Raw genomic sequence first — 24664 nt, 5'->3', positions numbered from 1 at the left:
CGCGCCGGGCGTCAGCGCAGCACGAGGTGGGCGACGAGCCCGGCGGCGGCGGCCCAGATGAGGCTCGCGAGGGTGCCGATGATGAAGCGCTCCCGCGCCTCCGGGGCCTCGAGCTCGGTGAATCGGCCGACGCCCTTCACCGCGACGACGATCGCGAGCGCCTCGGGGAAGCCCGCGACGATCGCGCCGGCCGTCGCGAGCCGCTCGAGCACGCCGATGGTGCGCCCGCCGCGCAGCACCTCGCGCTGCGCGGGACGTGCGCCCGCGGCATCCTCCCCGTGCTTGGCGTCCACGAGGATGCCGCCGTGCAGGCCTTGCCGCACCGAGCCGCCCATCGCGAGATCGAGCGCGACCGCGGCCGCGGGGCCGCCGCCGAACACCGCGACGGCGATCGCCGCCGCGGACGTCAGCACGCCGATGCCGAGCGGGGCGGGGGAGGGCAGGCTCGCCGCCGCGACGAGCGCGAGCGCGAGCGCACCGGCGGCGAGCCACAGGTGCAGGCGTCGCGGCTTCCAGTACGCGAGCACCGCGAAGACGGTCGCAGCTCCCAGCGCGAGCGCGAGCAGGATCCAGCCGAGCAGCTCGGCGAGGTACCAGGTGGTCACGGTCGTCCTTCCATCGAGGCGTCGGAGCCGGACGCGGTGTCCAGGAGTTCGAGCAGGCGAGCGAGCGCGGGGAGGGCATCGAGCTCGGTGCGGATGTTCGCCGACTTCATCCTTGCGCTGATCGCGGGGGCGCTCACACCGAGCTCGTCGGCGATGTCGGTCTGCCGGGCGCCGTCGCGCAGCCGGTCGTACACTTCCCAGCCCTCGGGGGAGCGTCGGTCGCGGAGCACGAGGGCGAGCCGGAAGAGCGCCTCGACGTGCGCGGCGTCGGGCGAGGAGGCACCGATGGCGAAGCGCGGCGAGCTCTTCTTGGCACGCTCGACGGCGTCCCTCGCGGCGAAGAACGCCGCCCCGCTCGCCTCTCGGATGTCGTCGGGCAGCGGTTCGCGCACCTCGCCGACGCCGAGGCCGACGCTCCAGTCGCCGCTCCGCAGCAGCTCGAGCACGATGTCGACGACGACGCCCGGATCGTCGCTCAGCAGCTGCAGCTCGTCACCGGCGTTCCGCGCTACGGGCAGCAGCAGGTGGTCGCCGTACGCGGCCTGCAGGCGGTCGCGTTCGCCGGCGGTGAGATCGGGCCGCGTGCGGCTCGCGACCTGGTCGGCGGTGACGACGATCATGGCGCTCCTCGAGGTGGGGACGAGCGGCCGGAGCGACCGCGCCATCCTCCATAAGGATAGAGCATTAATCGAACACGAGTTAGCGATCCATCCTGAATCTCTCCGCTGGTAGCCTGACGTGGTGTCAGATCCCGAGATCCTCGCAACCCAGCAGAACGACGCCTCCTTCGAGGACGTCTGGGACGAGCTCGTCTGGCGCGGCCTCGTGCACGTGTCGACCGACCAGGCTGCGCTGAAAGAGCTCCTTTCCGGCGAGCCGATCACGTATTACTGCGGGTTCGACCCGACGGCGCCGAGCCTGCACCTCGGCAACCTCGTGCAGCTGCTCACGATGCGCCGGCTGCAGCTGGCCGGCCACCGGCCGCTCGGCCTGGTGGGGGGCTCGACCGGGCTCATCGGCGATCCTCGCCCCACAGCCGAGCGGGTGCTCAACACCAAGGAGACGGTCTCCGAGTGGGTGGGGTTCCTGCAGGCGCAGGTCAGCCGCTTCCTCTCGGCGGAGGGGCCGAGCGCCGTCCGCCTCGTCAACAACCTCGACTGGACGGCCGGGCTCAGCGCCATCGACTTCCTGCGCGACATCGGCAAGCACTACCGCGTCGGCACCATGCTGAAGAAGGACGCGGTCGCGTCCCGGCTGAACTCCGATGCGGGCATCAGCTACACCGAGTTCAGCTACCAGATCCTGCAGGGCTACGACTACCTCGAGCTCTTCCGCCAGTACGACTGCGTGCTGCAGACGGGTGGCAGCGACCAGTGGGGCAACCTCACGAGCGGGACGGACCTCATCCACCGCGTCGAGAGCGCTTCGGTGCACGCGATCGGCACCCCGCTCATCACGAACGCCGACGGCACCAAGTTCGGCAAGAGCGAGGGCAACGCCATCTGGCTCGACCCGGCCATGTGCAGCCCGTACCGCTTCTACCAGTTCTGGCTCAACACCGATGACGCCGACGTCGTGCAGCGCCTCAAGGTGTTCACGTTCCTGGGCCGCGCCCGGATCGAGGAGCTCGCGGAGCTCGTGGAGCGCGAACCGTTCCGTCGCGAGGCGCAGCGGGTGCTGGCGCACGAGGTGACGACGATGGTGCACGGAGCGGAGGCCACCGCCGCGGTCATCGCCGCCTCGCAGGCGCTGTTCGGGCAGGGCGAGCTCTCGGAGCTGGATGCCGCGACGCTCGAGTCCGCGCTGCGCGAGCTGCCCAACACGACGACGTCGCCCGAGACGCCGATCGCCCAGCTGCTCGTCGACACCGGACTGGTCTCGAGCGCGAGCGAAGCGCGTCGCGCGATCGCCCAGGGCGGGGTCTCGCTCGACAACGTCCGCGTCGAGGACGAGAAGGCGACGCTCGAAGGCCGGGTGGCGCCGGGTGGCATGGCCGTGCTGCGGCGCGGCAAGAAGACCCTCGCGGGCGTCTTCGTCCTCTGATCGACCCGAATGCGCGAATCGGCCCCGCATCCGTCTCGGATGCGGGGCCGTTGCACGTCCGGGGGAGCTGACCGCGAGACTGCCTCGCGTTCCACGACGGCGCGGCTCGGAATCGCCCCTGATCCGGGCCTTTCCCGCTCCGGGTCGACCGCTTCGAAGCGCGACACGCCCGGGATGTAGGGCGAAGTTGCGGGGAGGTGGCGATCTCCGTAAAGTATTCATCTGTTGCCCCACAGCAGCGGGAAGAGCGAGAAGCTCACCGCTTCAAGGTGGCAGAACAATGCCGAGACATGAAGGTTCTTCCTTCTGTTCTCGAAGCATTCGGTTCCGTCCTCTTCAGGATGCCCGGGTGAAGAACGATTGCTCCGAATGAGCGGCGTCTGACGTCGCGAAGCGGGTGCGTCCGTTTCTTGAGAACTCAACAGCGTGCACTATGTTCAATGCCAATTTATTGAACCCCAGCCTGCTTTTTGGAGTGGGTATGGATTCCTTTGATTGATGGACAATTTGATTTTGATTAGTCAGTTGTTTCTCTGTCAGTGAACAAACTCTGGTTGGCCTCCTTTGGGGGTTGGCCGAATCATTTTTTTTGGAGAGTTTGATCCTGGCTCAGGACGAACGCTGGCGGCGTGCTTAACACATGCAAGTCGAACGATGAACTTGGAGCTTGCTCTGGGGGATTAGTGGCGAACGGGTGAGTAACACGTGAGTAACCTGCCCTGGACTCTGGGATAACTTCGAGAAATCGGAGCTAATACCGGATAGGACCTTGCACCGCATGGTGTGGGGTGGAAAGTTTTTCGGTTTGGGATGGACTCGCGGCCTATCAGCTTGTTGGTGAGGTAATGGCTCACCAAGGCGTCGACGGGTAGCCGGCCTGAGAGGGTGACCGGCCACACTGGGACTGAGACACGGCCCAGACTCCTACGGGAGGCAGCAGTGGGGAATATTGCACAATGGGCGCAAGCCTGATGCAGCAACGCCGCGTGCGGGATGACGGCCTTCGGGTTGTAAACCGCTTTTAGTAGGGAAGAAGCCTTCGGGTGACGGTACCTGCAGAAAAAGGACCGGCTAACTACGTGCCAGCAGCCGCGGTAATACGTAGGGTCCGAGCGTTGTCCGGAATTATTGGGCGTAAAGAGCTCGTAGGCGGTTTGTCGCGTCTGCTGTGAAAACTAGAGGCTCAACCTCTAGCCTGCAGTGGGTACGGGCAGACTTGAGTGGTGTAGGGGAGACTGGAATTCCTGGTGTAGCGGTGGAATGCGCAGATATCAGGAGGAACACCGATGGCGAAGGCAGGTCTCTGGGCACTTACTGACGCTGAGGAGCGAAAGCGTGGGGAGCGAACAGGATTAGATACCCTGGTAGTCCACGCCGTAAACGTTGGGCGCTAGATGTGGGGACCTTTCCACGGTTTCCGTGTCGTAGCTAACGCATTAAGCGCCCCGCCTGGGGAGTACGGCCGCAAGGCTAAAACTCAAAGGAATTGACGGGGGCCCGCACAAGCGGCGGAGCATGCGGATTAATTCGATGCAACGCGAAGAACCTTACCAAGGCTTGACATACACGAGAACGGGCCAGAAATGGTCAACTCTTTGGACACTCGTGAACAGGTGGTGCATGGTTGTCGTCAGCTCGTGTCGTGAGATGTTGGGTTAAGTCCCGCAACGAGCGCAACCCTCGTCGCATGTTGCCAGCACGTTATGGTGGGGACTCATGTGAGACTGCCGGGGTCAACTCGGAGGAAGGTGGGGATGACGTCAAATCATCATGCCCCTTATGTCTTGGGCTTCACGCATGCTACAATGGCCGGTACAAAGGGCTGCGATGTCGTAAGACGGAGCGAATCCCAAAAAGCCGGTCTCAGTTCGGATTGAGGTCTGCAACTCGACCTCATGAAGTCGGAGTCGCTAGTAATCGCAGATCAGCAACGCTGCGGTGAATACGTTCCCGGGCCTTGTACACACCGCCCGTCAAGTCATGAAAGTCGGTAACACCCGAAGCCGGTGGCCTAACCCTTGTGGAGGGAGCCGTCGAAGGTGGGATCGGTGATTAGGACTAAGTCGTAACAAGGTAGCCGTACCGGAAGGTGCGGCTGGATCACCTCCTTTCTAAGGAGCAACTCGGAGGCTTTCGGGCTTTCGCAGTGCGCCAGATCAAGACGAACGTTCTTGCTGGTTGCTCATGGGTGGAACATTGACATAGGCATCCAGGCCAAGGGTTCTGGTTTAGTACGCCGTCTTTCGGGATGGTTGGAACGATCGGGGTCGGCGGGTTGGGTGCGTGCACGCTGTTGGGTCCTGAGGGACCGGGCGCAACTTCTTGGCTTTGGCTGGGGGGTGGCTGGTTTCTTGCAGGCCTCTGCCGATGCTCACTGTGGTGGGCGGGTGTGGGGGTGCTGTTCGTCTGTTGAGAACTACATAGTGGACGCGAGCATCTTAGACTGACCCGTTTTGGGTCGGTCACATAGGTGAGTCGTCGAATGGTGCCCTTTCGGGGGTGCGTGTTTCGGCGTATTCACTGGTCAATTTCGCAGCATCCTTTGGGGTGTTGCACGAATTCGATCGAACTCATGTGATTTCAAGTTTCTAAGAGCAAACGGTGGATGCCTTGGCATCTGGAGCCGAAGAAGGACGTCGTAATCTGCGATAAGCCTCGGGGAGCTGATAAACGAGCTGTGATCCGAGGATTTCCGAATGGGGAAACCCCGCCAGGCCCTTTGGGTGACCTGGTGACTCCCGCCTGAATATATAGGGCGGGTAGAGGGAACGTGGGGAAGTGAAACATCTCAGTACCCACAGGAAGAGAAAACAACCGTGATTCCGTGAGTAGTGGCGAGCGAAAGCGGATGAGGCTAAACCGGTCATGTGTGATACCCGGCAGGGGTTGCATGGTCGGGGTTGTGGGACCTTTCGGGCTGTTCTGCCGGACAGCCACGGTGACGCGTATGCGATAGACGAACCGGATTGAAAGCCGGACCGGAGTGGGTGTGAGTCCCGTAGTCGAAATCGTGTGCGGCCCGGAGAGGGATCCCAAGTAGCACGGGGCCCGAGAAATCCCGTGTGAATCTGCCAGGACCACCTGGTAAGCCTAAATACTCCCAGATGACCGATAGCGGACAAGTACCGTGAGGGAAAGGTGAAAAGTACCCCGGGAGGGGAGTGAAATAGTACCTGAAACCGTTTGCTTACAAACCGTCGGAGCTCCCGTGTTGGGGTGACGGCGTGCCTTTTGAAGAATGAGCCTGCGAGTTAGTGATCTGTGGCGAGGTTAACCCGTGTGGGGTAGCCGGAGCGAAAGCGAGTCTGAATAGGGCGATTCAGTCGCAGGTCCTAGACCCGAAGCGAAGTGATCTATCCATGGCCAGGTTGAAGCGACGGTAAGACGTCGTGGAGGACCGAACCCACTTAGGTTGAAAACTGAGGGGATGAGCTGTGGATAGGGGTGAAAGGCCAATCAAACTTCGTGATAGCTGGTTCTCTCCGAAATGCATTTAGGTGCAGCGTTGCGTGTTTCTTGCCGGAGGTAGAGCTACTGGATGGCCGATGGGCCTCAACAGGTTACTGACGTCAGCCAAACTCCGAATGCCGGTAAGTGAGAGCGCAGCAGTGAGACGGTGGGGGATAAGCTTCATCGTCGAGAGGGAAACAACCCAGACCACCGACTAAGGTCCCTAAGCGCGTGCTAAGTGGGAAAGGATGTGGAGTTGCACAGACAACCAGGAGGTTGGCTTAGAAGCAGCCACCCTTGAAAGAGTGCGTAATAGCTCACTGGTCAAGTGATTCCGCGCCGACAATGTAACGGGGCTCAAGCACGCCACCGAAGTCGTGGCATTCATACAATCGATAGGCCTTCGTGGTCCAGTCGTGTGGATGGGTAGGAGAGCGTCGTGTGCCGGGTGAAGCGGCGGTGGAAACCAGCCGTGGACGGTACACGAGTGAGAATGCAGGCATGAGTAGCGAAAGACGGGTGAGAAACCCGTCCTCCGGAAGACCAAGGGTTCCAGGGTCAAGCTAATCTGCCCTGGGTAAGTCGGGACCTAAGGCGAGGCCGACAGGCGTAGTCGATGGACAACGGGTTGATATTCCCGTACCGGCGAAGAACCGCCCACACCAATCCAGTAATGCTAACCATCCGAACTGTCACATCGTTCCCTTCGGGGGACACCGTGGCGGGGAGCATGGGACCCGGTCTGGTGCGGTGAGCGTATTAACAGGTGTGACGCAGGAAGGTAGCCCAACCCGGGCGATGGTTGTCCCGGGGCAAGCGTGTAGGCCGAGTCGTAGGCAAATCCGCGACTCATTACGGCTGAGACGTGATGCGGATAAAAAGTGGGTGATCCTATGCTGCCGAGAAAAGCATCGACGCGAGGTTCTAGCCGCCCGTACCCCAAACCGACTCAGGTGGTCAGGTAGAGAATACCGAGGAGATCGAGAGAATCGTGGTTAAGGAACTCGGCAAAATGCCCCCGTAACTTCGGGAGAAGGGGGGCCGGATCGTTGTAGGCACTTGCTGCCGAAGGCGTGAAGGCCGCAGAGACCAGTGGGAAGCGACTGTTTACTAAAAACACAGGTCCGTGCGAAGACGCAAGTCGATGTATACGGACTGACGCCTGCCCGGTGCTGGAAGGTTAAGCGGAACGGTTAGCTCTTCGGAGCGAAGCTGAGAAGTTAAGCCCCAGTAAACGGCGGTGGTAACTATAACCATCCTAAGGTAGCGAAATTCCTTGTCGGGTAAGTTCCGACCTGCACGAATGGCGTAACGACTTCCCAGCTGTCTCAACCGCGAACTCGGCGAAATTGCAGTACGAGTAAAGATGCTCGTTACGCGCAGAAGGACGGAAAGACCCCGTGACCTTTACTACAGCTTGGTATTGGTGTTCGGTGTGGCTTGTGTAGGATAGGTGGGAGACTTTGAAGCGGGCACGCCAGTGTTCGTGGAGTCATTGTTGAAATACCACTCTGGTCACTCTGGATATCTAACTTCGAACCGTGATCCGGTTCAGGGACAGTGCCTGGTGGGTAGTTTAACTGGGGCGGTTGCCTCCCAAAGAGTAACGGAGGCGCCCAAAGGTTCCCTCAACCTGGTTGGCAATCAGGTGGCGAGTGTAAGTGCACAAGGGAGCTTGACTGCGAGACTGACAGGTCGAGCAGGGACGAAAGTCGGGACTAGTGATCCGGCAGTGGCTTGTGGAAGCGCTGTCGCTCAACGGATAAAAGGTACCTCGGGGATAACAGGCTGATCTTGCCCAAGAGTCCATATCGACGGCATGGTTTGGCACCTCGATGTCGGCTCGTCGCATCCTGGGGCTGGAGTAGGTCCCAAGGGTTGGGCTGTTCGCCCATTAAAGCGGTACGCGAGCTGGGTTTAGAACGTCGTGAGACAGTTCGGTCCCTATCCTCTGCGCGCGCAGGAAATTTGAGAGGATCTGACCCTAGTACGAGAGGACCGGGTTGGACGAACCTCTGGTGTGCCAGTTGTTCCGCCAGGAGCACCGCTGGTTAGCTACGTTCGGGATGGATAACCGCTGAAAGCATCTAAGCGGGAAGCCGGCCTCAAGATGAGATTTCCATCCCCTTCGGGGGGAGAGGCGCCCAGCCAGACGACTGGGTTGATAGGCCAGATGTGGAAGCACCGCAAGGTGTGCAGCTGACTGGTACTAATACGCCGATAACTTGATAATCACTATCTACATCAACGTTTGCAAAAGGCACGATGTAGAGCCCGATGACTCGCGTCCACTGTGTGGTTCCCAACAGACGAACCAACCAACAAATTGAACAGAGCAACGCTCGAACGATTTCCCCACCAACCCGCGCCAGACGCACGGTTGGTGTCGGGGCAAGAGTTACGGCGGCCATAGCGTCAGGGAAACGCCCGGACACATTCCGAACCCGGAAGCTAAGACTGACAGCGCCGATGGTACTGCAGGGGGGACCCTGTGGGAGAGTAGGACACCGCCGGACACCCATTCACGAAAGGCCACCCCGAACCCCGGGGTGGCCTTTCGGCATTTACGGACAGATTTGAGCCCGCCCGATAGCCTCGAGGCGGATGAGACTTCAAGAGACGGCAGGCTGAGCGTGAGCGATTCCAGGAACGATGGGGAGCGGAGCTCCGACGACCGGGGACGCTCAGAACGCCCGAAGCGCGACTCCGGTTCGCGCGACGGAGGCCAGCGTCGTGATGGCGCCGCACCTCGCGGGGATCGCAGCGGCGGCCCGCGCGGTGGCGACCGACGCCCGTCCGAGCACAAGCCGTGGGAGAAGGACCGTGCGTCCGGCCCCCGCCGCGATGGTGACCGGAAGCCGTGGGAGCGCGACGGTGCGCGTGGCGGCGAGCGCTCCGGTGGCCAGCGTCGCGACGGTGAGCGTAAGCCCTGGGAGAAGGACCGCGCGTCCGGCCCCCGTCGTGATGGTGACCGGAAGCCGTGGGAGCGCGATGGTGCTCGTGGCGGCGACCGCTCCGGTGGCCAGCGTCGCGACGGTGAGCGTAAGCCCTGGGAGAAGGACCGCGCGTCCGGCCCCCGCCGTGATGGTGACCGCAAGCCGTGGGAGCGCGATGGTGCTCGTGGCGGCGACCGCTCCGGTGCTCCGCGTCGCGATGGCGAGCGGAAGCCGTGGGAGCGCGATGGTGCTCGTGGCGGCGGTCCTCGTCGTGACGGTGATCGAAAGCCGTGGGACAGCGATCGCTCCGGTGGTCCGCGTCGTGATGGCGACCGCAAGCCCTGGGAGCGCGATGGCGCTCGTGGCGACGATCGCTCCGGTGGTCCGCGTCGCGATGGCGAGCGGAAGCCCTGGGAGCGCGATGGCGCTCGCTCCGGCGGCCCGCGCCGCGACGGCGACCGCGGACCCCGCAAGCCGTGGGAGCAGCGCGACGATCGGGATCGCAGCGGCCGGCCCGGGGCCGAGCAGGCCCGGCCGGACTCGCACGGTGCCGCGATGCGCCAGATCCGCCCGCGCCATGACGACCCGATCGTGCCCGAGCACATCCGCCCGGCCTCGCTCGAGAAGAGCGCCCGCGCCGAGCTGCGCACGCTGACGAAGGAGAACGCCGACTGGGTGGCCGTGCATCTGGCCGCTGCGGCCGAGTTCCTCGATACCGATCCGGAGCTCGCGCACCGGCACGCCCTCTCGGCATCCCGCCGTGGTGGCCGCATCGGCGTCGTCCGCGAGACGCTTGCGATCACCGCCTATGCGACCGGCGATTTCGCGCTCGCGCTGCGCGAGCTGCGCACCTATCGCCGCATCACCGGCAGCGACGAGCAGCTCCCGCTCATGGTCGACAGCGAACGTGGGGTGGGGCGTCCCGACCGTGCACTCGAGCTCGGTCGTTCGGTCGACCGCTCGACGCTGCCGGCGGGGGTGCAGGTCTCGCTCGCGATCGCGATGTCCGGAGCTCGCCTCGACCGCGGCGAGACGGAGCTGGCGCTCGCGGAGCTCGAGATCCCGCAGCTCGACCCCGATCGCGCCTTCTCCTACAGCCCGTCGCTGTTCCTCGCGTACGCCGAGGTGCTCGACGAGCTGGGCCGCGAGGCGGATGCCGCGGACTGGCGCGCTCGCGCGCTGCGCGCTGAGGCGGCCCTGGCCGGTCCGGCCGAGTCGGAGGTGTTCGAGGTCTTCGTGCTGGACGAGGACGAGGATGAGGACCAGCGCGACATGCGCGTGGCGTCGGAGCCGGCGGAGGCCGAAGCTGAGGCGGAGGCTGAGACCGAGGCGGAGGCTGAGACCGAGGCGGAGGCTGAGACCGAGGCGGAGGCTGAGACCGAGGCGGAGGCTGAGACCGAGGCGGAGGCTGAGACCGAGGCGGAGGCCGAGGCGGAGGCCGAGACCGAGGCTGAGGCCGAAGCCGAGACCGAGGTCGAAGGGGAGTCGGACGCCGATGGCGCTCTTCCGCGCGAAGACTGAGCCGGTCACGCCGCTCGACGGCGTGGACGCGGTCTTCGCCGATCTGGACGGCGTCGTCTACCAGGGGCACGGCGCGATCCCGCACGCCGTGGAGAGCCTCAACCTCGCAAAGCGAGGCCGCGCGGTCGGCTATCTCACGAACAACGCCTCGCGAAGCGACGTCACGGTCGCCGCGCACCTGGCCGAGCTCGGCCTGGACGTCGTTCCGAGCGAGGTCGTCACGTCGCCGCAGGCGGCCATGCACCTGCTCGGCGAACACGTCGAGCCGGGTGCGCTCGTCCTCGTCGTCGGCGGCGAGGGCATCGTCACGGAGCTCGACCGCCGCGGCTATCGGGTCACCCGTTCGGCGGACGACGCTCCGGCGGCCGTCGTGCAGGGCTTCGCACCCGACGTCGGCTGGACGCAGCTCGCCGAAGCGGCGTTCGCACTGAACGCGCACGGCGGCCCGGACGTGCCCGGAGGGATCCCCTGGATCGCGACGAACATGGACTGGACGATCCCCGTCGCCCGTGGCATCGCGCCCGGGAACGGCACGCTCGTGTCCGCCGTGCATACCGCCGTGGGCCGGTTCCCGCTCGTCGCGGGCAAGCCGGAGCGGGCGATCTTCGACGAGGCCGTCCGCCGCTTCGAGGCGACGGCGCCGCTCATGGTGGGGGACCGGCTCGACACGGACATCCTCGGTGCGCGTCGCGCCGGGATCCGCTCGGCCGTGGTGCTGACCGGCATCGATCGGGCCAAGCAGCTGCTGGCCGCGAAGGCCGACAGCCGACCCGACTTCATCCTCGAGGACCTGCGCGGACTGCACGAGCCGTACCCGGTGACCGAGGAGCGTCGCGGGGGAGCCCTGCGCGTCGGACGGGCGGCCGCGAAGGTCGACGGCGCGCGCGTGGTCGTGGTCGAGGAGGGAGACGGCGGCATCGACCTGCTGCGCGCCGCCTGCGCGGCGATCTGGGCGTCGGGCACGCCGATCCACGCGCTCGAGGTGCCGGAGCGGTTGTACGCCTGAGGGCTCTCGCTTCGACGGCTCGCTTCGACGGCTCCCTTCGATGGCCTCCCTTCGACAAGCTCAGGGAACCCATGGCCCGTTCGTCGTCGGGTGCCGGTAGCGTTGAGGGCGTGAGCGACGCATCGAACTCCGAGCCCCGAGACCTGAGCGAGGCCACCCGGGCGGCGCTCGACGAGCTCGAGTCGGCCCCGCTCGACGAGCGTGCCGCGGGCTATCGCCAGCTCGCCGATGCGCTGCGCTCGGAGCTCGAGCAGTCCGACCCGAGCCGCGACGCGGGGTGAGCATGCCCGACGCCCGACTCGACGCCGCCCTCGCCGAGCGCGGACTCGCGCGCTCCCGCACCCACGCGGCCGCCCTCATCGCGGCCGGCTCGGTCACCGTCGACGGCCGCCCGGTCGTCAAAGCCTCGACGCGGGTCGCGGCGGAGGCCGAGCTCGCCGTCGCGTCCGACGACCACTACGTGAGCCGGGCCGCCCACAAGCTGCTCGCTGCGCTCGACGCGTTCTCCGTCGACGTCGACGCACGCCTCGCGCTCGATGCCGGCGCCTCGACGGGCGGCTTCACCCAGGTGCTGCTCGAGCGGGGCGCACGACGCGTGCTCGCGGTCGACGTCGGCCACGGTCAACTCGCGCCCGAGCTCCAGGGGCATGAGCGAATCGTGCTCGTCGAGGGCTGCAACGTCCGCACCCTCGACGCGGAGGGGCTCGCCGCGCTCACCGGGGTCGCCGAACGACCCGACCTCGTCACCGCCGACCTGTCCTTCATCTCCCTCACCACCGTGCTGCCGGCGCTCGTCGGCACCGCGGCGCCGGAGGCCGACTTCGTGCTGCTCGTGAAGCCGCAGTTCGAGGTCGGCCGGGGCGGCACCCGAGAGGGCATCGTGCGCGATCCGGCCCGCCGCGCCGACGCCGTGAACGACGTGCTGTGGGCCGCGCACGATCTCGGCCTGCGCACCGTGGGCGTCGCGGCGTCGCCGATCGCCGGCGGGCAGGGCAACCAGGAGTTCCTGGTGCATCTGACGGCCGTGCAGGGCTCCGATCCGTCAGAATGGTCGAGTCGTATCGAACGGCTGGCGAGAGGGGGCGCGGCATGAGCGCAGCACGGCATTTCCTCGTCGTCTCGCACACCGGGCGCGCCGCTGCGCTCGAGGCGACGGTCGAGGTCTGCGAGCGGCTGCTCGCCGAAGGCGCCGTGCCGGTCATCGCCGCCGAGCACTGGGACGACGTGCAGGAGGTCGTGCCCGAGCTCGATGGGCGGGCGCTCCGACTCGAATCGGTCGATCCCGCGGTCATCGAGCTCGTCATCGTCCTCGGCGGCGACGGCACCATCCTCCGCGCCGCGGAGCTGATCCGTCCCCACCCGGCGCCGCTCCTCGGCGTCAATCTCGGCCACGTCGGCTTCCTGGCCGAGAGCGAGCGCGACGACCTCGGCCTCACGATCACCCGGGCGCTGGCCCGCGACTACGCCGTCGAGGAGCGCATGACGCTCTCGGTGCGCGCGAAGGTCGGCGCCGAGGTCGTGTACGAGAGCTGGGCCCTGAACGAGGTCACCGTCGAGAAGGCCGAGCGCGAGCGCATGCTCGAGGTCGTCATCGAGGTCGACCGGCGCCCGCTGTCGTCGTTCGGCTGCGACGGGGTCGTGATGTCGACGCCGACCGGCTCCACCGCCTACTCCTTCTCCGCGGGCGGCCCCATCGTCTGGCCGAGTCTCGAGGCGCTGCTGCTGGTGCCGCTGTCGGCGCACGCACTCTTCGCGCGGCCGCTCGTCGTCGGGCCCGAGTCCTCGCTCGCCGTCGAGATCCTGCAGCGCACCGAGAGCAGCGCCGTGATCTGGTGCGACGGCCGCCGCACCTTCGACCTGCCCGCCGGCTCCAGAGTCATCGTACGGCGGTCCCCGGTGCCCGTCCGGCTCGCGAGGCTCCACGAGGCGCCGTTCACCGATCGGCTCGTGAACAAGTTCCAATTGCCGGTGACCGGCTGGCGGGGGCCGAGCGGCCGTGACTGAGCGCGAACGGAGGCGAACGTGATCGAAGAACTCGGCATCCGCGACCTCGGCGTCATCGCCGAGGCGACCCTGCCCCTCGGGCCGGGGTTCACCGCGGTCACCGGTGAGACCGGCGCAGGCAAGACGATGGTGGTGACTGCCCTCGGGCTGCTGCTCGGCGCGCGCTCCGACGCCGCGGCTGTGCGCGCCGGTGCGAAGCAGGCCTGGGTCGAGGGGCGCTGGCTGCTCGCCGACCCCGAGGCCGTGGCCGAGCGCGTCGCCGAGACCGGCGGCGAGATCGAGGCGGGCGAGCTGCTGCTCGGCCGCTCGGTGTCGGCGGAGGGACGCAGTCGGGCCGTGGTCGGCGGGCGCAGCGCGCCGGTGGGCGTGCTGGCCGAACTCGGCGAGGAGCTCGTCGTCGTGCACGGCCAGGCCGATCAGCAGCGCCTGCGCTCGGCCACGGCGCAGCGCGAGGCGCTCGACCGCTTCGGCGGCGCTCCGCTCGCCGCGGCGCTCGAGGCGTACCGCGCGGGCTTCGAGGGGTGGAAGGCGGATGCCGCGGAGCTCGCCACACTCCGAGCCGAGCACGACGCGAGGGCCCGCGAGGCCGAGGAGCTCCGCGAGGCGCTCGACGAGCTCGAGACGGTCGACCCGCAGCCCGGCGAGGACGAGGAGCTGCACGAGCGCTCCGAGCGGCTCACGAACCTCGAGGAGCTGCGACTCGCTGCGGCCCAGGCCCGCGAGCTGGTCTCCGCCGAGGAGGTCGCCGACGACGCGCCCGATGCCGTCGGGCTCGTCGAAGGCGCTCGGCGGCAGCTCGAGCGGGTCGCCGGCTTCGACGCGGCGCTCGCCCCGATCGCCGAGGCGCTGACGAACGCCGGATTCCTGCTGGCGGATGCTGCCGCCGAGCTCTCCGGCTACCTCGCTTCCCTCGACGCCGACGGTGCGCGCGAGCTCGAGCTCGTGCAGGAGCGCCGGGCGCTGCTCGCAGGGCTCGCGCGCCGGCACGGCTCGCTCGACGAGGCGATCGAGTTCCGCCGCACCGGCGGGCTCCGACTCGTCGAGCTCGACGGCGACGACGACCGCATCGCGGTGCTCGAGGCATCCGTCGAGCGCCTCCGCGACGAACTCGACCGGCTCGCCGACCAGCTCACCACGCTGCGCAGTTCAGCGGCCGAACGCCTCGCCGCGGCCGTCACGGCCGAGCTCGCTGCGCTCGCCATGCCGGACGCCGTCTTGAGCGTGTCGGTCGAGCCGCTGGACGAGCCGGGCGTGCACGGGCGCGACCAGGTGCAGATCCTGCTTCGCCCGCACCCCGGGGCCGAGCCCCGCTCCGTGTCGAAGGGCGCCTCCGGCGGTGAGCTCTCGCGGGTGATGCTCGCGATCGAGGTCGTCATCGGCGCGGTCGACCCGGTGCCGACGTTCGTCTTCGACGAGGTCGACGCCGGTGTCGGGGGAGCGGCGGCGATCGAGATCGGCCGCCGGCTCGCGAAACTCGCCGAGCGTTCGCAGGTCATCGTCGTGACCCACCTCGCCCAGGTCGCGGCGTTCGCCGGCAACCATTTGAGCGTCGTGAAGGGCACCGACGGCCAGGTGACGAGCTCGAGCGTCAGGCAGCTGCTCGGGGCCGAGCGCGAGGCCGAGATGGCGCGCCTGCTGTCCGGCCTCACCGACTCCGAGATCGGTCTCGCTCACGCGCGCGAACTGCTCGAGATCGCCGCCGAGCGGGCGGCATGAAGGACGAAGGGGGAGCCATGGGTCGGCATGTCGGGCACTCGGAGTCCGAGCGTGGGTTAGACTATAAGCCCGTGGTGGATGAACGCGGCGCACAGCACTCGAATACTGACTTTTCCGACGACACGACCAAGCACATCTTCGTGACTGGTGGTGTCGTTTCTTCATTGGGCAAGGGCCTGACAGCGGCCAGTCTCGGCAACCTGCTCACGGCTCGCGGGCTCCGGGTGGTGATGCAGAAGCTCGATCCGTACCTGAACGTCGACCCGGGCACGATGAACCCGTTCCAGCACGGCGAGGTGTTCGTCACTGACGACGGGGCCGAGACCGATCTGGACATCGGCCACTACGAGCGGTTCCTCGACATCGAGCTCTCCCAGGCGGCCAACGTCACGACGGGGCAGATCTACTCCACCGTCATCGCCAAGGAGCGGCGCGGCGAGTACCTCGGCGACACGGTGCAGGTCATCCCGCACATCACCGACGAGATCAAGCGACGCATGCGGCTGCAGGCCTCGGAGTCGCCGAAGCCCGACGTGATCATCACGGAGATCGGCGGCACGGTCGGCGACATCGAGTCGCAGCCCTTCATCGAGTCGGCGCGCCAGGTGCGCCACGAGCTCGGCCGCAAGAACGTCTTCTTCGTGCACGTCTCGCTCGTGCCGTTCATGGGCGCCTCCGGCGAGCAGAAGACGAAGCCGACGCAGCACTCGGTCGCGGCCCTCCGGTCGATCGGCATCCAGCCCGACGCGCTCGTGCTGCGCAGCGACCGGCCCGTCACGGAGTCGAACAAGCGCAAGATCGCGCTCATGTGCGACGTCGACGAGGCGGCCGTGGTGAACGCGGTCGACGTGCCCTCGATCTACGACATCCCGACCATGCTGAACACGCAGGGCCTCGACGCCTACATCGTCGACGCGCTCGGGCTCGACGGCAAGGCCGCCGAGGTCGACTGGTCGGGCTGGGCCGAGCTGCTGAAGGTCGTGCACGACCCGAAGCACGAGGTCACCATCGGGCTCGTCGGCAAGTACATCGACCTGCCCGACGCCTACCTCTCGGTCACCGAGGCGCTCCGTGCGGGCGGCTTCGGCAACGACGCGAAGGTCCGCATCGAGTGGATCCCCTCCGACGAGTGCGAGACGCCCGAGGGCGCCCAGAAGCACCTCGCGCACCTCGACGGCATCTGCGTGCCCGGCGGCTTCGGCGTTCGCGGCATCGAGGGCAAGCTCGGGGCGCTCCGCTTCGCCCGCGAGAACGGCATCCCGGCCCTCGGCCTCTGTCTCGGCCTGCAGTGCATGGTCATCGAGTACGCGCGGAACGTCGCCGGCCTTCCCGGCGCCTCGTCGAGCGAGTTCGACCCCGACACCGAGTTCCCGGTCATCGCGACCATGGAGGAGCAGGTCGAGATCATCTCGGGCGGCGATCTGGGCGGCACGATGCGCCTCGGCCTCTACCCGGCGGCCCTCGCCGAGGGTTCGATCGTCGCGGAGCTCTACGGCTCGGCCGAGGTCTCCGAGCGGCACCGGCACCGCTACGAGGTGAACAACGCCTACCGCGACCGCATCGCCGAGGCGGGGCTGTCGTTCTCGGGCCTCTCGCCCGACCGCAACCTCGTCGAGTACGTCGAGCTGCCGCGCGAGGTGCACCCGTTCTACGTGGCCACGCAGGCTCACCCGGAGCTGCGCAGCCGGCCGAACTCGCCGCACCCGCTGTTCCGCGGCCTCGTGGCCGCCGCGCTCGAGCGCCAGGCGGCGTCGAAGCTGTTCGACGACGACGTGGACAATGGCTGAGCCCTTCGGCGAGCCGACGGTCGGCGGGACCCCCGTCGGTCCGTCGCTCGCCGACGAGCGGGCCGAGCCGCTGATCCGCAGCTCGGAGCTCGCGTTCGAGGGGCGCGTGTGGGACATCCGCCGCGAGACCTTCGAGTTCGCCGGCGCTCCGGTGACCCGCGACTTCATGCACCACCCGGGCGCCGTCGGCGTGCTCGCGCTCGATCGCGACGACCGGGCGATGCTCATCCGCCAGTACCGGCATCCGGTCCGCCTGAACGACTGGGAGATCCCCGCGGGCCTGCTCGACGTCGTCGGCGAGGACCCGCTCCTCGCGGCGCAGCGCGAGCTCGCAGAAGAGGCCGACCTCGAGGCGGCCGAGTGGGCGGTGCTCGCCGACATCCACACCTCGCCCGGCGGCAGCGACGAGGCCATCCGCATCTACCTCGCGCGGGAGCTGCGCGGAACGCCCTCGCGCTACGAGCGCACCGAGGAGGAGGCGGAGCTCGTGACCGCCTGGATCCCGCTCGACGACTGCGTCGACGCGGTGCTCGACCGTCGGGTGTCGAACGCCCCGCTCGCGGTCGCCGTGCTCGCCGCGGCGGCCTCGCGGGCGCGCGGCTGGGCCAGTCTCGCCCCGGCGGATGCCCCGTGGGACTCGAAGCCCGGGCGCGAGGCAGCCGGGGCGTGAGCTCCCGCGAGATCGACGGCTACCTGCGACACCTCGCGGTGGAGCGGGGGCTCGCGCGGAACACCATCGCCTCGTACCGGCGGGACCTCCAGATCTACGGCGGATGGCTCGAACAGGCCGGCCACGCCGGCCCCGACTCGGTCGGCGCCGCTGAGCTCGCCGCCTTCCAGCGCTACCTCAGCGCCGACCGGCAGCCCGTCCTCGCGAGCTCCTCGGTCGCCCGGGTGCTGTCCACGGTGCGCGGCCTGCACCGCTTCCTCGCCGAGGAGGGCCTGACCGAGACCGACGCGGCGCGCGAGCTGAAGCCGCCCAAGCTCCCGGCGCGCTTGCCGAAGGCGATCCCGATCGAGGCGGTCGAGCGGCTGCTCGCGGCCACCGACGGCGACGAGCCGCTGCGGGTCCGCGACAAAGCGCTGCTCGAGCTGCTCTACGCGACCGGCGCCCGCGTGTCCGAGGCGGTCGGGCTCAACGTCGACGATCTCGTCGACGCCGAGGTGGTGCGCCTCTTCGGCAAGGGCGGCAAGGAGCGCATCGTGCCCGTCGGCAGCTACGCCAGGGCCGCCATCGAGGCGTACCTCGTGCGTGTCCGGCCGCAGCTGTCGAGCCGGGGCAAGGCGACGCCGGCGCTGTTCCTCGGCGCCCGCGGTGGGCGCCTCAGCCGGCAGGCGGCCTGGGTGGCGATCACGGATGCCGCGGACCGCGCCGAGCTCGGCCTGGAGGTGTCGCCGCACACCCTGCGGCACTCCTTCGCGACCCATCTGCTGTCCGGCGGGGCCGACGTGCGCGTCGTTCAGGAGCTGCTCGGTCACTCCTCGGTGGCGACGACGCAGATCTACACCCTCGTCACGGCCGATACACTCCGGGAGATGTACACGACCGCCCACCCGCGCGCTCGCTAGAATCGACCAAGCATCGCTCGACCCGAACGGGCGCCCGCTGAGGAGGAGAGACCACGTGACCGACCAGAAGCGCGACCCCGCGAGCACCACGGCGCCGCAGGAGTCGAAGCTCGGTCCGACCGGTCGACCGCTGCGCGAGTTCCCCACGCCGCCGGCGCTGCGCGAGCACGGCCCGGCCCGGATCATCGCCCTGTGCAACCAGAAGGGCGGCGTCGGCAAGACGACGACGACGATCAACCTCGGCGCGACGCTCGCCGAGTACGGCCGCCGGGTGCTCGCGATCGACTTCGACCCCCAGGGCGCGCTGTCCGCCGGGCTCGGCGTGCAGACCCACGACGTGCCGACGATCTACGACCTGCTGCTGTCCCGCGGCACCGAGCCGGCCGACGCCATCCAGCAGACCTCGGTCCGCAACTTCGACGTCATCCCGGCGAACATCGACCTCTCGGCCGCCGAGGTGCACCTCGTCACCGAGGTCGCCCGCGAGCAGATCCTCGCCGGCGTGCTGCGCAAGGTCTCCTCCGACTACGACGTCATCCTCATCGACTGCCAGCCCTCGCTCGGCCTGCTGACGGTGAACGCGCTCACCGCGAGCCACGGCGTCGTCATCCCGCTCGAGTGCGAGTACTTCGCGCTGCGCGGCGTCGCGCTGCTCATCGAGACGATCGACAAGGTGCGCGACCGACTGAACCCCGCCATCACGCTCGACGGCATCCTCGCGACGATGTACGACGCCCGCACTCTGCACTCCCGCGAGGTCCTCGAGCGCGTCGTCGACGCCTTCGGCGACCGGGTGCTCGAGACGGTCATCACGCGCACGGTGAAGTTCCCGGACGCCACCGTCGCGGCGACGCCGATCACCGAGTTCGCGCCCGAGCACCAGGCGTCGAAGGCCTACCGGCAGCTCGCCCGCGAGCTGGTGTTCCGTGGCGCGGTCGCCTGAGGCGGCCGCCCCGGCCGATGCGCAGCCCCCGGCGGAGGCCGCGGCAGAGGGCGACCCGGGATTCCGGGTCGCGCTGACGAACTTCGAGGGGCCGTTCGACTTGCTCCTCTCGCTCATCACGAAGCACGAGCTCGACATCACCGAGGTCTCGCTGTCGAAGGTGACCGACGAGTTCATCTCCTACCTGCGCGGGCTCGACTCCGAAGAGGAGCTCGACCGGGCGAGCGAGTTCCTGGTGGTCGCGGCGACGCTGCTCGACCTGAAGATCGCGGGGCTGCTGCCGCAGGGCGAGCTCGTCGACGCCGAGGACGTGGCGCTCCTCGAGGCCCGCGACCTGCTCTTCGCCCGGCTGCTGCAGTACCGGGCGTTCAAGGAAGCGGCGCGCTGGTTCCAGGCCGGGCTCGAGCGCGAGGGCACCCGGCACGCGCGCACGGTGCGGCTCGAGGAGCGGTTCCGCCAGCCCGCCCCGGAGCTGCGCTGGACGCTGTCGGCCGAGGACTTCGCCGCGCTCGCGGTGCTCGCCCTCACGCCGCGCGAGATCCCCGTGGTCGGGCTGGACCACCTGCACGCGCCCGTCGTCTCCATCCGGGAGCAGGCGGCGCACGTCGTCGCCGTGCTGCGTCGCGGCGAGCCCGTCACCTTCCGTCAGCTGATCGCCGGGGTCGACCGGCAGGGCGTCGTCGTCGCCCGCTTCATCGCCGTGCTCGAGCTCTACCGGCACGCGGCGATCGGCTTCGAACAACTGGAGCCGCTCGGCGAGCTGACGCTGCGCTGGGCGACCGACACATGGAGCGACGACAAGCTCGAGAGCCTGGGAGCCGACTATGACGACTGAGACCGAGCAGACCGAGCCGGGCGTGCAGGATCCGGAGGCTCGGGAGGGCACGACGACGGATGCCTCGGCTGAGGCATCCGCGCGCGACGCGTCCGCCGCAGCCGACGCGCCGGAGCTGTCCGTCGCGACGCCCCTCGACGTTCCCGGCCAGCACCGGCTCGACCTCGACCGTGCCATCGAGGCGATCCTCTTCATCTCCGACGAGCCGCTCGGCGTCGTCCAGCTGGCGGCCACGGTCGCGCGCCCCGTCGCCGAGGTGCGCGCCTCGATCGCCCGCCTCGTCGCCGACTACGACGGCACCGGCACCTCGGGGGAGCCGCGCACCGACGTGGCCGAGGCGCCCGCCCTCGTCGGCGGGGGCCGGCGCGCCTTCGAGCTCCGCGAGGTCGGCGGCGGCTGGCGCTTCTACGTGCGCCAGGAGTACGACGCGCTCGTCGCCGGCTTCGTGCTGACGCAGACGTCGACCAAGCTCTCCCAGGCGGCGCTCGAGACCCTCGCCGTGATCGCGTACAAGCAGCCGATCTCCCGTTCGCAGGTCGCCTCGATCCGCGCCGTGAACGTCGACTCGGTCGTGCGCACCCTGCTCGGGCGCGGCCTCGTCACCGAGGTCGACACCGACCCCGAGACGGGCGCGATCCTCTACGGCACGACCGAGCAGCTCCTCGTCCACCTCGGCATCAACTCGCTCGACGAGCTGCCGCACATCTCGCCGCTCCTCGACGACGGCCAGGAAGGATTCGATCTCGATGGCTGAGCCCGCCACCCCCACGGAGCCCACGGCCGGCGGTCCGCAGCGCCTGCAGAAGGTGCTGTCCGCCGCCGGCGTCGCCTCGCGCCGGGTCATCGAGGACTACCTCGTGCAGGGCCGCATCGAGGTGAACGGGACGGTCGTGACCGAGCTCGGCACGCGGGCGGACCCCGCGGTGGACCACGTGTCCGTCGACGGCGTCGCCGTGCAGCTCGACACCGCGAAGCGCTACTACGTGCTGAACAAGCCGACGGGCGTCGTGTCGTCGATGAAGGACGAGCAGGGCCGCCCCGACCTCCGTCGCTTCACCGACGAGCTCGACGACCGCGTCTACAACGTCGGCCGCCTCGACGCGGAGACCAGCGGGCTGCTGCTGCTGACGAACGACGGCGAGCTCGCGCACGTGCTCGCCCACCCCTCCTTCGGCGTGGAGAAGACATACATCGCGAAGGTGCGCGGCCGCGTGACTCCGCAGACGCTGCAGCGCTTGAAGCAGGGCGTCGAGCTCGACGACGGCCCCATCCGGGCCGATCGGGCGAAGCTCCTGCAGGCCCAGGGCGACGCGCGCCACAGCATCGTCGAGCTCACCCTGCACTCCGGCCGCAACCGCATCGTGCGCCGCATGCTGAAAGAGGTCGGGCATCCCGTCGTGGAGCTCGTGCGCCGCCAGTTCGGACCACTGCACCTTGGTACACTCAGGTCCGGCCAGCTCCGGGAGCTGACGAAGGCCGAGCGCGGCGCGCTGCTCACCATCGCCCGCCAGGCGGAGGCGACGCGCGGAACCGCCGGCGCGAAGGAGGACTGAGGTGGTCGAGTCACGACTGACCGGCCCCGTCCGGATCGTCGGCGCGGGCCTGCTCGGCACGAGCGTCGCACTGGGGCTCCGCTCGCGCGGCATCGAGGTGATCCTCGACGACGCCTCGCCGACGCACGTGGCGATCGCGGCCGACCTCGGCGCCGGCCGCCCGGCCACCGCGGGCGACGCCCCGCAGCTCGTCGTCGTCGCGGTGCCGCCGGACGTCACGGCCCGCGTCGTCGCCGCCGAGCTCGAGGCGTACCCCGACGCCATCGTCACCGACGTCGCGAGCGTGAAGGCCGGCATCCTGGCCGAGCTCGTCGAGCAGGGCGCCGACGTCGCCCGCTACATCGGCTCGCACCCGCTCGCCGGACGCGAACGCGGCGGACCCCTTTCGGCCCGCGCCGACCTCTTCGTCGGCCGCCCCTGGGTGGTCGCCGCCCACGACGCCATCAGCTACCAGCGCGCGGGCGCGATCGACGACCTCATCCTCGACCTCGGGGCGACCCTCGTCGAGATGACCCCGGAGGAGCACGATCGCGGCGTCGCGCTCATCTCCCATGTGCCCCAGGTGGTGTCGAGCGTCATGGCGCGGCGGTTCATCGACGCGCCGCACGCCGCCCTCGGCCTGGCCGGCCAGGGGGTGCGCGACGTCACCCGCATCGCGGCGAGCGACCCGGACCTCTGGGTGCAGATCCTCGGTGCGAACGCCGAGCCGGTGCACGACATCCTCGTCGCCGTGCGCGACGACCTCGACCGCTTCATCGAGGCGCTCGAAGCCCCGCAGGCGCCCGGCGCGCGTCGTCGCGTCGCCGAGGAGCTCGCCGCGGGCAACACGGGCGTCTCCCGACTGCCCGGCAAGCACGGCACTGACAAGCGCTTCACGACCGTCATCGTCATGGTCGACGACCGCGCCGGCGAGCTCGCCCGCCTACTCGCAGAGATCGGCGAGATCGGCGTCAACCTCGAAGACCTCCGCCTCGAGCACTCGCCGGGCCGCCAGGTCGGCCTCGCCGAGGTGCAGGTCGTGCCCGAAGCCGCCGAGCGCCTGAGCGAGGAGCTCGCCGCGCGCGGCTGGCGCATCGCCGGCTGAGCGAGCAGGCAGCCCACACCCCCGATCGCACCCGAACCCTGGAGGCATCCCCGTGCAGCACCCCCTCGTCGTCGCCGTCGACGGTCCCGCCGGCAGCGGCAAGTCGAGCGTCTCGAAGGCGGTCGCGCGCCGCCTCGGCTACGGCTTCCTCGACACCGGTGCGGCGTACCGCGCGCTCGCCTGGCACGTGGCCCAGTCGGACGTCGACCCGGAGGACACGGCGGCGGTCATCGGCTCCCTCGACGCCTTCGAGTACGGCATCGGCACCGACCCCGACGGCTACCGGGTCCACGTCGGCGAGCACGACGTCACCGAGGCGATCCGCGAGCCGAGGATCTCCGGCATCGTGAGCGCCGTGGCCCGCGTTCCCGAAGTGCGCGCGCACCTGATCGGCTTGTTCCGCGCCATCATCGCGGCGGAGGCCCGCCCCGGCATCGTCGTCGAGGGCCGCGACATCACGACGGTGGTCGCGCCCGACGCGAGGGTGCGCATCCTCCTCACCGCCAGCGAGGAGGTGCGGATGTCGCGCCGGGCCGCCGAGCTCGCCGGCCACGACGCCGCGGCGACGGGCGCGCAGCTCCGGGCCCGTGACCAGGCCGACTCGAAGGTCGTCGACTTCCTGAACGCCGCCGACGGGGTCACGCTCGTCGACTCGACCGAGCTGGACTTCGGCCAGACGATCGACGCCGTCATCTCGGTGATCCGTGCGGCCGACGAACGCTAGAGGATCTGCTCGAACAGCCCGAGCTCCGAGGCGGCCGCGCGGGCGAGGATGAAGCCGACGATCCCGAGGATCCACGCCGTGTTCTCGCTCGCCGTGCGCTCCAGCCAGGCGGCGAGCCGCTCCAGCGGCGCCTTCACGAGGGGCGCCGCGACGATCCGCAGCACGAGCAGCACGAGCGCGGGCGCGATCATCAGCAGGCAGTAGCCGGCAAGTGCGCCGAAGCGGAGCGGCATGCTGAACTCGGCCTCGGCGAGCATCCCCATCGCCACGAGATACGGCAGCATCGTCGCGACCTCGATGAGCCCGGCACCGAGGGCCACGGCCACGACCGTGACGGGCGAGGTGCCGTCGGCGAGCAGGCGGTCGCGCCAACGCGCGATCCGGCCGCCCGAGGCCGGTTCGGCCGGCGCACCCGCCGCGTTCGAGGCATCCGTGCTCCCCGCGGTCGCAGCGGCCGATCCCGGCAGCGCCGCGCCGCTCGCCGCGCTCGCCACGCGCTGAGCGGCCGCGGCCTCCCGCTTCTTCTTCGCCTGCTCGTTCGAGGGCATCGCGAAGGCGAGGACGAGGAGCCCCGCACCGAGGAGGAGCCGGATCCACAGTCCCGTCGTCGAGCTCAGGAATCCCTGCGCCACATCGACGAGGTTCACGAGCCCGAGCGTGAACAGGATTCCCACGGCGAGGTAGAACACCGCGATCGTCACGAGGTAGAGCAGCACCCGACCGCCGCGCAGCCGCGGGGCGAGCAGCAGGAACACCGGGATGAGCAGCGTGCCGATGCTGAGGCCGTCGACGAGGGCGAGCACGGCGAGGGTGATGCTGAGCGGCGCATCGGTCAGGAGGTCCATGCGCCCAGGTTCGCGCGAACGCCGACCACGCGGATCGGGCGGA

General features: G+C 68.6%; 20 protein-coding genes and 3 rRNA genes. 19 read left to right on the top strand and 4 right to left on the bottom strand.

Translation table 11 applies throughout. The annotated features are described in order from the left end of the window. Positions 1–11 precede the first annotated feature (11 nt). Positions 12–605 (bottom strand): hypothetical protein, encoded by a 594-nt coding sequence (locus MTP13_RS15690; RefSeq protein WP_243568606.1) that lies wholly within the window; start codon positions 603–605, stop codon positions 12–14. Continuing rightward, positions 602–1225 carry a DNA-binding protein gene (locus MTP13_RS15685; RefSeq protein WP_243568605.1) on the bottom strand — a complete coding sequence of 208 codons (624 nt, stop codon included), beginning with the start codon at positions 1223–1225 and terminating at the stop codon, positions 602–604. The genes MTP13_RS15690 and MTP13_RS15685 overlap by 4 nt, the downstream gene beginning before the upstream one ends. 121 nt (positions 1226–1346) lie before the next feature. Here MTP13_RS15685 and tyrS point away from each other — a divergent pair, with 121 nt between their 5' ends. The 4 genes from tyrS (at position 1347) to rrf (ending at position 8614) form a co-directional block, all read left to right on the top strand. Beyond that, positions 1347–2648, top strand: coding sequence for a tyrosine--tRNA ligase (gene tyrS, locus MTP13_RS15680; RefSeq protein WP_243568604.1), 1302 nt, complete (start codon positions 1347–1349; stop codon positions 2646–2648). Positions 2649–3234: 586 nt separating this feature from the next. Continuing rightward, a 16S ribosomal RNA gene (locus MTP13_RS15675) occupies positions 3235–4759 on the top strand. 467 nt (positions 4760–5226) lie between these two features. Next, a 23S ribosomal RNA gene (locus tag MTP13_RS15670) occupies positions 5227–8331 on the top strand. A gap of 166 nt (positions 8332–8497) precedes the next feature. Next, positions 8498–8614: ribosomal RNA gene (gene rrf / locus MTP13_RS15665) — 5S ribosomal RNA — on the top strand. Together the 16S, 23S and 5S rRNA genes form the textbook arrangement of a ribosomal RNA operon. Positions 8615–8782: 168 nt before the next feature. Here the strand turns inward: rrf and MTP13_RS15660 are convergent. Then, a complete protein-coding gene (locus tag MTP13_RS15660) occupies positions 8783–9580 on the bottom strand; it encodes a hypothetical protein (protein WP_243568603.1) in 798 nt (265 codons plus the stop codon). Between the two features lie 9 nt (positions 9581–9589). Between MTP13_RS15660 and MTP13_RS15655 the strand changes: the two genes are divergently transcribed. From MTP13_RS15655 to cmk, 15 genes are all read left to right on the top strand, one after another. After that, a complete protein-coding gene (locus MTP13_RS15655) occupies positions 9590–10555 on the top strand; it encodes a hypothetical protein (protein WP_341680650.1) in 966 nt (321 codons plus the stop codon). Continuing rightward, positions 10530–11561 carry an HAD-IIA family hydrolase gene (locus MTP13_RS15650; protein WP_243568602.1) on the top strand — a complete coding sequence of 344 codons (1032 nt, stop codon included), beginning with the start codon at positions 10530–10532 and terminating at the stop codon, positions 11559–11561. Before MTP13_RS15655 ends, MTP13_RS15650 begins: the two co-directional genes overlap by 26 nt. Positions 11562–11671: 110 nt before the next feature. Continuing rightward, positions 11672–11842: a hypothetical protein gene (locus MTP13_RS15645; RefSeq protein WP_243568601.1), complete on the top strand. Its 171-nt coding sequence runs from the start codon at positions 11672–11674 to the stop codon at positions 11840–11842. Between the two features lie 2 nt (positions 11843–11844). Further along, a complete protein-coding gene (locus MTP13_RS15640; protein ID WP_243568600.1) occupies positions 11845–12654 on the top strand; it encodes a TlyA family RNA methyltransferase in 810 nt (269 codons plus the stop codon). Continuing rightward, positions 12651–13565, top strand: coding sequence for an NAD kinase (locus MTP13_RS15635; protein ID WP_243568599.1), 915 nt, complete (start codon positions 12651–12653; stop codon positions 13563–13565). The genes MTP13_RS15640 and MTP13_RS15635 overlap by 4 nt, the downstream gene beginning before the upstream one ends. 18 nt (positions 13566–13583) lie before the next feature. Beyond that, positions 13584–15281: a DNA repair protein RecN gene (gene recN, locus MTP13_RS15630; protein ID WP_243568598.1), complete on the top strand. Its 1698-nt coding sequence runs from the start codon at positions 13584–13586 to the stop codon at positions 15279–15281. 17 nt (positions 15282–15298) lie between these two features. Further along, complete coding sequence (locus MTP13_RS15625; protein WP_424221962.1) at positions 15299–17068, top strand: CTP synthase; 1770 nt, start codon at positions 15299–15301, stop codon at positions 17066–17068. Then, the gene (locus tag MTP13_RS15620) at positions 17061–17738 is read left to right on the top strand and encodes an NUDIX domain-containing protein (protein WP_243568597.1); all 678 of its coding nucleotides are present in this window, start codon (positions 17061–17063) and stop codon (positions 17736–17738) included. The genes MTP13_RS15625 and MTP13_RS15620 overlap by 8 nt, the downstream gene beginning before the upstream one ends. Further along, the gene (xerD, locus tag MTP13_RS15615; protein ID WP_243568596.1) at positions 17735–18637 is read left to right on the top strand and encodes a site-specific tyrosine recombinase XerD; all 903 of its coding nucleotides are present in this window, start codon (positions 17735–17737) and stop codon (positions 18635–18637) included. The genes MTP13_RS15620 and xerD overlap by 4 nt, the downstream gene beginning before the upstream one ends. A gap of 55 nt (positions 18638–18692) precedes the next feature. Beyond that, the gene (locus tag MTP13_RS15610) at positions 18693–19580 is read left to right on the top strand and encodes a ParA family protein (protein ID WP_243568595.1); all 888 of its coding nucleotides are present in this window, start codon (positions 18693–18695) and stop codon (positions 19578–19580) included. After that, entirely contained in the window at positions 19564–20415 is an 852-nt protein-coding gene (locus MTP13_RS15605) for a segregation and condensation protein A (protein WP_243568594.1), read from the top strand. Before MTP13_RS15610 ends, MTP13_RS15605 begins: the two co-directional genes overlap by 17 nt. Beyond that, positions 20405–21169, top strand: coding sequence for an SMC-Scp complex subunit ScpB (gene scpB / locus MTP13_RS15600; protein WP_243568593.1), 765 nt, complete (start codon positions 20405–20407; stop codon positions 21167–21169). The genes MTP13_RS15605 and scpB overlap by 11 nt, the downstream gene beginning before the upstream one ends. After that, complete coding sequence (locus MTP13_RS15595; RefSeq protein WP_243568592.1) at positions 21162–21968, top strand: pseudouridine synthase; 807 nt, start codon at positions 21162–21164, stop codon at positions 21966–21968. The genes scpB and MTP13_RS15595 overlap by 8 nt, the downstream gene beginning before the upstream one ends. 1 nt (position 21969) lies before the next feature. Continuing rightward, on the top strand, positions 21970–23052 hold the full coding sequence (locus MTP13_RS15590; RefSeq protein ID WP_243568591.1) for a prephenate dehydrogenase: 1083 nt from the start codon (positions 21970–21972) through the stop codon (positions 23050–23052). A gap of 52 nt (positions 23053–23104) precedes the next feature. Then, positions 23105–23776 carry a (d)CMP kinase gene (gene cmk, locus MTP13_RS15585; protein ID WP_243568590.1) on the top strand — a complete coding sequence of 224 codons (672 nt, stop codon included), beginning with the start codon at positions 23105–23107 and terminating at the stop codon, positions 23774–23776. Here the strand turns inward: cmk and MTP13_RS15580 are convergent. Next, complete coding sequence (locus tag MTP13_RS15580; RefSeq protein WP_243568589.1) at positions 23773–24621, bottom strand: GAP family protein; 849 nt, start codon at positions 24619–24621, stop codon at positions 23773–23775. The genes cmk and MTP13_RS15580 overlap by 4 nt on opposite strands. Positions 24622–24664: the final 43 nt, after the last annotated feature.

Source organism: Agromyces soli (assembly GCF_022811605.1).
Lineage (GTDB): Bacteria > Actinomycetota > Actinomycetes > Actinomycetales > Microbacteriaceae > Agromyces > Agromyces soli.
This window is presented reverse-complemented; position numbering and strand designations above follow the sequence as displayed.